Genomic DNA, 10,215 nt, shown 5'->3' on the forward strand with positions numbered 1-10,215 from the left:
GGCAGGTCTCGGCCGTCATCCGCCGGTCGGACGGTAGAAGCCGTAGAAGGACATGCCGATGTTGTCGGTACGCAGCCCCGAGACCGACACGGGGTCACCGGCCTCCACAGGTTGCATGTCTAGGTTCCATTCGACACAAACGGCCCCGCGGGAGTTGGCGCTCCCCGGGACCATGACCACGACGAAGGAACCGTCATGGATAACAGCAGCATACCCGCACCCCCGCCGGTCAACGGCGACTTCATCACCCACTTCCGGCGTGAAATCACCGCCGGAACTCAGAGCATCACCGTCGAGGTCTCCACCTTCATCGACAACGGCGTCGAGCAACCACCGACCCTGTACGTGTCCGGTGACATCGACCTCAACCTCGACCAGCTCTCAGACCTCAACGAGGCACTGTTCCGAGCGCAGTACGCGCAGATGCACGCCCGCCGTGCCCAGCTCGAGGCACAGCGATGAGCGGCGACCAGTGGTGGACCAACGAGTCCGAGCGCACCGACGAGCACGGCGAGACCACCCGGACCAAGTCACGCAGCACCGGCGTCGTCTGGGATGAGTACGTGACCCACGACGAGGGCGGCCGGCGCCGCTACCGGGCGCAGGTGTGGGTCATGCAGCACGACGACGAGGACGTGCCCACCATCTCCCTGTGGACCCACAACGGCACCACGCCGCCGCCGGTCCTGTCCGTGGAGGAGTGCCGCACCCTCGGGTACGCGTTGCTCCAGGCGGCCGAGATGGTCGACCGCGAGCGCGACGCCATGATCCGGCAGTTCCTCGACAACACCCCCTGAATCGCTCCCTGAGCCGTTTCCGTGCAGTCGTGGCCCTCAGGCCCACGACTGGCGCGGTGATCGCTCAGCGTGCGATCTGACGGGCGTTCTCTGGACAGTTCCGCCCCTAACCAACTGTCTCCCGTGTGCACACCCCAGAACGGGCTGGGGCGCTCCCTGCATGGTGTCCGGCCGGACATGCCAGGGGGTCACGACCAGACTCGTCCCAATCGGGGTGGGTCTAGCGGTCGTGCCCAGATTCGATATGGGGACATGGATTCGAGGGCCACTCTGGGGACGAGGGATCAGACCCCGCCACCGCTAGGTGCCAATGCCCTAGCGGTGACCACCCAGGTGGTGTTACCAACACCACCTGGACCACGCGCACGGAGAACACCTCCGCACACCAACCACGGCGCTAAACACGGCAGTTGCCGCCGTCATCACCGCAACTGCACGGTCACCACGACCTCACAGCCCGGCATCCCCAGACCCGTACATGTTCCGAGCATGTATGCCGTGAGGGTTCTCGTTGGGGTGGGGGGAGGGGTGGCTCCCCTGGGTGAGTGGCAGCCCTCGCTCGGTGAGCTGCCGGCGGGGGCTGCCGGCCGCCGGGAAAGGTGAGTAAACCGGCGGGGTTCATGGGGTTACCCGGTTGGTTGCTTCGGGTGCTCGGTGGTGGGTTCGGTGTCGATTGTGAAGGCGTGGCCGGTGGTGCGGGGGCATAGTTGTTGCAGCACCCCGATTTCGCTTGGCCACAGGTTGAACCCCGTACGCTGCCGCGTATCCGTCGACATCTGGAACGGGCCCGCGGTTGCGGATTGGATTGCGCCGCTGCCTGCTTGTGCCCACCGTTGTACGGCGCCGGCCAGGATCAGCTTGGCCTCTGCCCTTGCGGCGTCTCGCCCGTCCTCTGCCAGGCATGGCGCGATCCGTAGGGCTCGGGCGTTGGCGCCTGCCACCAGCGTGGCCACAAGCTCGTGGTTGCGCACGCTGGTGGGCAGGTCGGCCCGGTCGACGATCATTGTTAGACGGCGGCTGCGATGCTGAAGGTGCCGATGCGGTCGGGGCGGACGAGTGCGGCACCGAATCGGAAGGTGCAGCGGACCGCGATGGAATCGGATGCGAAGTAGGCATCCGTACTGACGGCGAGCTGTAGGTCACCGACGGCGGACACGATGGCGGCCTGGTCGTAGACGACACCGGTTCCGGCGGGAACAGCGGAGTGGACCCTCACGGGCAGGCCGAGCAGGCTCATTGCGGCGTCTTGGGTGCCAGCTCCGAGCAGGGTGGCGGCGCTGCCGGTGGCGGTCTTGATTTTCCTAAGGGAGGCCCAGGTGTCGGGAGCGAGCAGGATTCCCGACGGGGTTGCGCCGTTGGTTTCGAGGGCGGCGACGAGGTCGACCAGCGGGTCGAGGTCGGTGTCGATGTTTGCGGCGGCGGCCTCGATGCCGGTGTCGAGCAGGATCCCGGCGGGCGGGGTGACTGCGGGTGCGGTCGGTGCCGGCTGGGTCAGGTATGCGGTGTCGGCCTTCTTGACGACGGCGCGGCGCAGACTGTCGGACAGGAGGCCGGCGGTCTGCTGCTGCACGTACTGCTCGCGGGAGAGGCGGACGAGGGTCGCAACCTTGCCGGTGGCGACGGTGACCTCGGATAGGGCCGGGTTGGCCTCGTCGATCGGGGCACCCTCGGCGACGAACTGGGCGTCGTCGTCGGAGACGTACGCAACTCGGAGCATCGGCTCGTCACCTTCGAGCCGGCCGGAGACCGTCGAGGTGGACAGGACGAGGGCGTTGCCGATGACGTCTGCCGGGGCGAAGGTGTGAATGTCGGGCGACCATGCGGCCGCGGTGGTGCTGGTGGTGATGGGGGTGGACATTGGTCCTCCTACAGGTAGCCGACGGCCTTTGGTTGTGCCATCGGGAAACAACGGTGTGTGTTTCCGGTGGCTCCTGGCTCATCCGGCGTGCCCTGGGGGCGGGGTGCGTGAGGTGGGCACCCGGCCCGGCATCTCTTGCACTTAGGTGCATTGTACCAGGCCGGGGCGGTTTTCACCTCTAGTAGTTGACGATGGTGAGGTTGGGGACGTCGTCGAGGACGAGGCCGGCGGCGTCTAGCTCGGTGCGGGTGACTGTCACCGATTGCAGGGGCAGGACGTGGGTGCCGTTCTGGTCGTGGGCGAGGACGTCGGCGCCGATGCGGCGGTCCAGTTCTATGAGTAGTTGCCGGTTCACTGGTGGCGCTCCTTGGGTGCGGGTGGTCCAGAAGGGGCAGGATCACTGTTGGTGTCGGCGGACTGCTCGGCGGCGTCGACGAGCTCGTTTGCGAGCAGTACGGCCTCACGCTTGGTCAGCCGGTAGTTGTCGCGGTTCAGGCGCATGACGATGTGCTTGTCGTAGCGGTAGACATGCGCGGACACGTCAGCTTGGGGGCGGATCACTTGGACTCCTTCGAGGGGATGCGGACCGGTCGGCCGCGGTGGTCGTAGGCGACCCCGGCCCAGATTCCGGCGCGTTGGTTGGGGCGGGCGTTGCCGGCGTAGTCGCGGCACTTGGTGAGGATCGGGCAGGTTCCGCAGATTCCTTGTGCGAGGGTGACGCGGACGCTGTAGTCCTCGGCGGCCTCGTCGTCCCGGCGGGGGTCGAACAGTTGCCACCGGCCCAGGCAGGCGGCGCCGGTCCAGCGGTCCCGGCCGGCCAGTAGTTCGCTCAGTGGGTTCACGCCGTCATCCCGTCCGGTTCGGCCGCTTCGACCGGTTCGTCCGGTTCACCCAAGGGGGGTAGTCCCAAACCGGACGTTGCCGCGTCGAGGGATCGAGCGGTGTATCCGCGGGTGCGGTCGTCGGTCGACTGCCGCGTAGTGTGCACCTTGTACGCGCTCGAGAGCATCCGCCCCATGCGTTGCACGGTCAGCGCCCGCCCGTATGAGCTTTCAGCGCCCCACACTTCGGGGTGAGCGATGATGAGTCGCCGGACGAGGTCCTCCGATCCCACGAACGTCTCCCACGGTTTCCACACCTCGGCGATGTGGTCGATGAGTGCCAGCGCAGGCCGCTTCTGCACGTGACCTTCCTCCCGTTCAGTCTTGAGTTCCTCGGCCTCGGTTGTGGCGAGCTCGTCGACGGTGGCAGGCCAACGGCCCCCGGCGACGGTGGCGATTCGCTTGAGCGGTGACCAGCGTTCGCGGGCACGCCCCTTGATCCCCTCGGGTAGTGGTGGCCTGTTGACGGCGACCTCGTCGGCGACAACCTCGGCCCACGCTGCGATGCGTGCGGCGAGCTGGTCGGCGTCGTCCTCGATTGCTTCCCAGTCGGATTCTTCGACGGTGTCGTCGTGGTCGCGCATGAGGACCACGCGGATGCACCGGGATCGGGTGTCGTCGGGCAGGTTCGGCGATATGCCGGCCATGAGGACCGGCGAGTATGTCGACATTTCCTGCACTTCCCAGCCGTCCTTGACCGGGACGAGTACCGGGCGGGTTCCGCCCCGCTTGTATCCGGTGTTGATGACGCTGAGTAGGTCACCGACGCCGTCCCGTTTCGGGTCGAGGTTGCGGTCGGCCTCGTCGATCAGCAGGGTCCGGGGTTCGCTGCGGACCATGCGGGCCAGTAGCGCCGCCGACGACAGGGCGGAAGCCTGCGAGGGGGAGAAACACAACCGGGCGAAGTGTTCGACGACGGTGGTCTTGCCGGCCTCGGGCATTGGCGAGTCGAGCAACAGCCGCGGGGTTGTGTAGAGCTGCCCCATGAAGTGCGTGTGCACGGCCCACAAGGCGAGGATGTCGAGGTCACCGGGTGAGGTCGTGCGAACGTATCGGGCGAGCCAGTCGCGGACCTCGTCGAGAATCGGTTCCGTCCGGTCTACAGTGACCCCCTCTATCGAACCGGACGAACCGGTCGAACCGGTCGAACCGGACATATCGGGGGCGGTACCCCTACCGGACGAACCGGACAGACTGGTCGAACCGGTCGAACCGGACGGGTCCGGTATGTCGCGGGGTTGGTCCATGCCGGCGGTCAGACCGGATCGGATCGTGGCCGCTGCCTCGTGGTCGTCCAGGCCGATTCCCCGCGCTGCGGTGGCGAGCTGGTCGGCGACGTCGTTGGGGTCGGCACCGGCGGCGACGACGAGGGTTCCCAGGTTGTAGGCGGCCCGGTTGAGGGTGTCGTTACGCGACCCTTCTGGGGCGCCCGTGACGGCGTCGAGTTCGGCGGTGAGGGCGGCGGCCCAGTATCGGCCCCCGCGCTCGTCACCGTTGATCCTGGGGGCAACTGCGGGCCTCTCGCGGACCACCGGGCGGCGCACGACCCGGTCGAGTAGGTGGGCAGGTAGGTCTGCCGGTTCGGTGTCGTCCTCGAGGACGTACCGGCCCCCGTCGGGGTGAACACTCGGCGGCATGACGAGGTACCCGCTCGAGGTCTTGACGTCGATCCCCTCGGCCCCGTCCAGCTTCCCGCGGACCCGGTCGGCCACCCCCTCGGGTAGCCATGCCCACACATGCCAGCCGCCCCCGCCCGTCTTGGTCCGATAGGTGGGCGGGAGGTCTCCCAGCGCGTCGAGCGTGCCACCGTGCCGGGGGTCGACGTCGAGGACCACGACACCGGCCGGGGGTCGGGCGGCGATGTTCGCGTCGGGGGTTGCGGTCCACCATGCGCGGATCTGGTCGGCGTCGGAGGTCGCATCGTCTTTGCCGTGGGCGGTTGCCGGCCGCTTGGTCCTGGGGACGAGGGGGAACACCTCGAGCCCCTGGGCGGCGTAGGCGAGGGCGTGGTCGAGCATGGTCACTGGATCACCGCCTGCGGGGTGAGGGTGACGAGGACCAGGTATGCGTACCTGCCCCGGTCGCGGGCGCGGTTCACGGCCCGTTCAGCCGATGCCAACGTCAGGAACAGCCTTCTCCGGTATCGGCCCTCACCGGTTTCGACGAGGACGGCGTACCCGGCTGCGGCGGCGAGCACACTGTCGTGGCGCGGGGTAGAATCGTCAGCAGTCGGATGGTTTGGGGCGCCCTCGTTCACAGCGGGGGCGTTCTCTTTTGCGTTCACGCGGATGCACCCCCGGTGAACAGTCCGGCCAGGCGGCGGCGCTGGTCGTCGGTGAGCGGCGGGGCGGCGGCGAGGTGCTTCTCGACAGCGGCGGTGATGTTCGCGCACGCGAGCTCGCGGCGAGCATCTGCGAGCTGGTCGGGGTTCTTGCGGCGGGCGGCGACGGCGACTGCCGATCGTGCCTTGTAGACGTCCGTTGAGGACATGGGCGATTGCACCCTCTTTCAGGGTCCTCCGAGTCTTACCCGCTCGGTGGTTGGGCAATCGCGCCGCTAGTTCTTGTCGTACAGGTTACAGCATGTTCCAGACGTTTACGTCAAGTCGACGTATTCTGCCGACGCTGGTGGCTTACGGCGCTCCCGACCAGCCCTACCGGCCGCGGCGACCCGGTCGCGCAGGTCATCCACCTGCATCCACCCATGAGCGTGCTTGCACCCCAGCTCGAACCGGGCGGCGGCATCCCACCCGGTGATGTCGGCAGGTAACACGCGGTCAACCCCTGACACAGCGCGGGATTCGATCACGAAACGGCCTGCCTGCCAGTTGCCGAGGGTCAGCTCGAGCCCGTCCACGACCACCGGGGCACCGGAACTGTCCACGTATTCGCGGGCGATGAACTCATCTGGCGGGAGGGTGAACTCGTCGCCTAGAACGTGGAAACCGTCCGGCGTGACGTAGACACGGGCTAGCCGGTCGTTGCACCCACGGCGGCGGAGGGTCAGCAGTGGGGGCGGCGTTCTCGAGCCGGGTAGCGCTCCATGACGTCGGGTGGTGTCCGTTGTACGGATTCTGCGGGTTCGTTCACTCACGGCTTCCACCTCAGTTCGATGTCATCGGGATTAAACCGGCGGGTGCCCACCGTGGACGGGTTCACGGTCACCTCGAGCAGTAGACGCACGACGGTGCGCTTGGACTCAATCGGTAGGGCGTCCCACGCGGCTTGTACGTCGTCGGCGGTGACCAGCTCGGCAACCGGGGTTGTGGCGCCTGCGGTGGCGCGGCGCTCGGCGTCGGCGATCTGGGGGAGTAGCCGGGCCTCGATGCGGGCGAACGCCGGCGCGGACACCTCACCGGCCGCGGCGGCATCGGCGAACGAGTCCAGGCGGTCCCGTAGGGCTCGCAGTTCCTCGAGCGCCTGGGCGTGCCCGTCAACCGGGGTCGTGAAGACCTCGGTTGCATCCGGCATGGACAGACGGCCCACGATGACACCTGTGACGAGCTCGTCGATCGGGGCGGCGCGTCGAGCGGTGCACGCCCTCGAGGATGAGCACTGGTACTTCGGCGAGGCCACCGACTTCGGAAAGTAGTGGCGCATACCGGCGCCACACACCCCGCAACGGGCGATCCCAGACAGCAAGTAGCGGGCAGCCGGCCCCGGCCCCACCTTGCGGGCAGGGTCAGCGAGGATGCCCTGTATCCGGTGCCAGTCCGATTCCTCGATGAGCGCCGGCCACGAGGCGGACCCAATGACCTCACCCCGGTGCTGGCGTAGGCCGGCGTACGTCGGGGACGCGAGGATGAGACGCAGCCGCCGGGGCACCCAATGCTCGAGTGCATTTTTCTGAGACTTCGGGGCAGGCACCCCGCGCCGGTTGAGGTCTGCGGTAACCCCGCGCAGCGTTTCCCCGGCGAGGAACCGGCGGGCAACCTCCCGCACGATGGGCGCCTCTTCGGCGTCGACAGTCCACCCAGTCGTCGTCCCAGTGTCGGGGTCGAATGAACGCCGGTACCCGTACGGTGGCCTGCCTGCGGGCCTGCCAGCTTGGGCGGCGGCACGCTTCCCACGCAGGGTGCGCTCACGGATCTGGTCCGCTTCCCGCTCAGCGATGAGCGCGTCGAGGCCGGTACCGAACCGGTCATCACCTCGGGTCAGGTCGTACGTCCGGCCGCTGTAGGACCACAGCACGCCCCGCTCGGCGCACAGGTCACGCAGGGCCACGTATGCGGCGAGGTCTCGTTGTGCTCGGCTTGCTTCCCAGGTGACGAGTACGTCGCCGGCGGTCAGGGTGCCGGCTAGTCGCTCGTACGCGGGGCGGGCCACACCCGACCAGCGGGATGCCCCCATGTCGTTGTCCGTGAGGACCTCCGCGACGTTCCAGCCTTCACGCTCACAGACGGCCCGGCACTCGGCTTCTTGCGAATCGACCGAGCGGGCGTTCCCCGTCGGGTCGTTGGACACGCGGGTGTAAATGATTGCTCGGCGTTCGGCCATGGTGCTAGTGTATCAACACCTAGACAAATAACCGCCCTCGACGAGTTGGCCGTTGCCGATGTACATCGCGACATGGCCGTCCCACACCGCCAGGTCGCCCGGCATGAGGTCCGACCGCGACACCTGTGCCCCCACCCCCTGTTCCTGTGCCAGTCGGGGGATCTCGACCCCGGCGTCCCGGTACGCCCACTGGGTCAGGCCGCTGCAGTCCAGACCCTGGCCGGGAGTGGTCCCGCCCCACACGTAGGGCACACCCTGCTGGCTGAGCGCGTTGCGGACGGCCCCGGCGGCCTGCTCGTTGGGCGCGGTGGCCACGGACCCGTCGGGCAGCACGACGTCGACACCGCCCCCGAGCACCCCTGCCCCGGCCCCTGCGGAGTCTCCCGCTCCGCTCGCTGACCCCCCGGCTCCACCCGGGTCCCCGGCTCCACCCGGGTCCCCGGCGCCACCCGGGTACGCGGCGCCACTCGGCGAGATGCCGTCCGCGGAGGCGGTTCCCGAGGAGCCGAGCGAACCGGGTCCGGAGCCGGTGTGGGCGGCGGTCGAGGCGTTGATCGCTCCGCCCGTACTCGAGTCCGTGATGCCCCCCGGTACGCCCGGGGCATCGGGGATGCCGGCGGCGATGGCACGCAGCTCGAGGGTCGGTCCCTTGAGCTCGAGTTGGACCCGCTCGGCCACCTGGATGCCGCGGGCCAGGTGTTCCGTCGCCAGACCCAGCAGCGCGACCTGGCCGGGCGGGGTCATCAGCGTGGGTCCCAGCGCCGCGGCGCGGGCGATGAACTGCTGCACGATGCCGATGACCTCGATGGTGCCGCGGACCACGATGTCGGCGGCGACGGCGGTGACCCTCGCGATCTCGACCGCGGACTCCGTGAGCGCCCCCACCGTCCGACCGATCTCGGCCACCGAGTGGGCGGCGCCCAGTGAGGCCAGCGAATCCCACGTCTCCGAGAGCAGTCGCTCGAGCGGTGGCCCGAGCCGCTGGGCCACCTCCAACCCGTCACTGACCGGTCGCATGACGTCCCGGGCCGGCTCGGGGACGAACTCCTCGGCCGAGAGCAGGTCGAGGATCTGCCGGATGGGCCCCGCGTAGGCCAGCGCGTCAGCGATCATCGGCCCGGCACCGTGATCCCGGCGACGTCGGTCCCGGCGGCGCCGAGGGCGTCGGCACCCGCCGCGTCGGTCTCGGAGTACAACCGGCCGGTCTCCAGGACCAGCTGCCCTGCGGCGTCGCTGACCCGCGCCACCCCGGCGAGCACCTCCCGGTGCCGCGCGGTGGCCGTGAGCAGCGCCGACATGAAGTCGGCCCCGACCGGTCCGAGTACCGGTGCCACCGCGTCGATGGGTAGCGAGTCCACGGCCCCGAGCGTTCCCCCCAGGACCTCGGCCAACGTGGTCAGCCCCGTACCCAGCTCCCGCAATCCGTCCACGTGGACGTCGATCGCTCCGTCCGCCATTGCCTCGCCCCTCGTCGCCTCTTGTCCCGTCACAGGGTTCGACGCGTCGCGGACTCGCTCCGGTTCCGCCCGATCGGAGAATTCTCCGTTGTGGAATCCTGTCGGGCATGGACATCATCGTCGTGGACCACCCGCTGGTCGGAGACCGGCTCCGAACGCTGCGGGACTCCGCCACCGACACCGCCGGCTTCCGGGCGGCGATGGACGCGCTCGGCACCATGCTCTGCTACGAGGCCTTCCGCTCCATCCCGACCACCGAGGTGCCCGTCACCACGCCCGTGGCCGAGACGACCGGTGTCGCGGTGGACGGCGTCCCGCTCGTGGTGCCGGTCCTGCGGGCGGGACTGGGTCTGCTGGACCCGGCCACCCGGTTGCTCCCCGGAGCGCAGGTCGGGTTCGTGGGCCTGGCGCGCGACGAGGAGACCCACGTCCCGGTGTCCTACCTGTGCTCCCTGCCCGACGACCTCTCGGGCCGGCACGTGGTGGTGCTGGACCCGATGCTCGCCACCGGGGGCTCACTGGTCTCGACCCTGGAGACCCTCGCCGAGCGCGGCGCGACCGGGGTCACGGTGGTCTGTGTCCTGTGCGCACCGGAGGGCATCGAGACGGTGCGGGCGTCGGGGCTGGCGGCCCGGCTCGTCACCGCGACGGTCGACGACCGGCTCGACGACGACGCCTTCATCGTCCCCGGACTCGGCGACGCCGGCGACCGCCTGTTCGGCCCCC

15 protein-coding genes are annotated in these 10,215 nt (G+C 69.0%); 3 read left to right on the forward strand and 12 right to left on the reverse strand.

The window, feature by feature from the left end; all coding sequences use genetic code 11:
- Positions 1–195: 195 nt before the first annotated feature.
- Positions 196–462, forward strand: coding sequence for a hypothetical protein (locus G6018_RS00315; protein ID WP_182638426.1), 267 nt, complete (start codon positions 196–198; stop codon positions 460–462).
- Entirely contained in the window at positions 459–797 is a 339-nt protein-coding gene (locus G6018_RS00320; protein WP_182638427.1) for a hypothetical protein, read from the forward strand. Before G6018_RS00315 ends, G6018_RS00320 begins: the two co-directional genes overlap by 4 nt.
- Before the next feature lie 626 nt (positions 798–1,423).
- Here G6018_RS00320 and G6018_RS00325 read toward each other — a convergent pair.
- From G6018_RS00325 to G6018_RS00380, 12 genes are all read right to left on the reverse strand, one after another.
- Positions 1,424–1,801 carry a hypothetical protein gene (locus G6018_RS00325; RefSeq protein WP_182638428.1) on the reverse strand — a complete coding sequence of 126 codons (378 nt, stop codon included), beginning with the start codon at positions 1,799–1,801 and terminating at the stop codon, positions 1,424–1,426.
- Positions 1,802–1,803: 2 nt separating this feature from the next.
- Entirely contained in the window at positions 1,804–2,655 is an 852-nt protein-coding gene (locus G6018_RS00330; RefSeq protein ID WP_182638429.1) for a phage major capsid protein, read from the reverse strand.
- A gap of 178 nt (positions 2,656–2,833) precedes the next feature.
- Positions 2,834–3,010: a hypothetical protein gene (locus tag G6018_RS00335; protein WP_182638430.1), complete on the reverse strand. Its 177-nt coding sequence runs from the start codon at positions 3,008–3,010 to the stop codon at positions 2,834–2,836.
- Positions 3,007–3,216 carry a hypothetical protein gene (locus tag G6018_RS00340; RefSeq protein ID WP_182638431.1) on the reverse strand — a complete coding sequence of 70 codons (210 nt, stop codon included), beginning with the start codon at positions 3,214–3,216 and terminating at the stop codon, positions 3,007–3,009. Before G6018_RS00340 ends, G6018_RS00335 begins: the two co-directional genes overlap by 4 nt.
- Positions 3,213–3,497, reverse strand: coding sequence for a WhiB family transcriptional regulator (locus G6018_RS00345; RefSeq protein ID WP_182638432.1), 285 nt, complete (start codon positions 3,495–3,497; stop codon positions 3,213–3,215). The genes G6018_RS00340 and G6018_RS00345 overlap by 4 nt, the downstream gene beginning before the upstream one ends.
- Positions 3,494–5,554, reverse strand: coding sequence for a bifunctional DNA primase/polymerase (locus tag G6018_RS00350; RefSeq protein ID WP_241731110.1), 2,061 nt, complete (start codon positions 5,552–5,554; stop codon positions 3,494–3,496). The genes G6018_RS00345 and G6018_RS00350 overlap by 4 nt, the downstream gene beginning before the upstream one ends.
- Positions 5,555–5,556: 2 nt before the next feature.
- Positions 5,557–5,733 (reverse strand): hypothetical protein, encoded by a 177-nt coding sequence (locus tag G6018_RS00355; RefSeq protein ID WP_182638434.1) that lies wholly within the window; start codon positions 5,731–5,733, stop codon positions 5,557–5,559.
- A gap of 83 nt (positions 5,734–5,816) precedes the next feature.
- Positions 5,817–6,026, reverse strand: a complete 210-nt coding sequence (locus tag G6018_RS00360; RefSeq protein ID WP_182638435.1) for a hypothetical protein — start codon at positions 6,024–6,026, stop codon at positions 5,817–5,819.
- A 105-nt stretch (positions 6,027–6,131) separates the two neighbouring features.
- On the reverse strand, positions 6,132–6,629 hold the full coding sequence (locus G6018_RS00365) for a hypothetical protein (protein ID WP_182638436.1): 498 nt from the start codon (positions 6,627–6,629) through the stop codon (positions 6,132–6,134).
- Positions 6,626–8,032 (reverse strand): recombinase family protein, encoded by a 1,407-nt coding sequence (locus G6018_RS00370; protein ID WP_182638437.1) that lies wholly within the window; start codon positions 8,030–8,032, stop codon positions 6,626–6,628. The genes G6018_RS00365 and G6018_RS00370 overlap by 4 nt, the downstream gene beginning before the upstream one ends.
- Before the next feature lie 12 nt (positions 8,033–8,044).
- Complete coding sequence (locus tag G6018_RS00375; protein WP_182638438.1) at positions 8,045–9,145, reverse strand: C40 family peptidase; 1,101 nt, start codon at positions 9,143–9,145, stop codon at positions 8,045–8,047.
- A complete protein-coding gene (locus tag G6018_RS00380; protein WP_182638439.1) occupies positions 9,142–9,489 on the reverse strand; it encodes a type VII secretion target in 348 nt (115 codons plus the stop codon). Before G6018_RS00380 ends, G6018_RS00375 begins: the two co-directional genes overlap by 4 nt.
- A 107-nt stretch (positions 9,490–9,596) precedes the next feature.
- Between G6018_RS00380 and upp the strand changes: the two genes are divergently transcribed.
- Positions 9,597–10,215 (forward strand): uracil phosphoribosyltransferase (gene upp / locus G6018_RS00385; RefSeq protein ID WP_182638440.1); only part of this gene is annotated, 619 nt, incomplete at its 3' end.

The sequence above is a fragment of the Dietzia sp. DQ11-44 genome, from assembly GCF_014145205.1.
Lineage (GTDB): Bacteria > Actinomycetota > Actinomycetes > Mycobacteriales > Mycobacteriaceae > Dietzia > Dietzia natronolimnaea.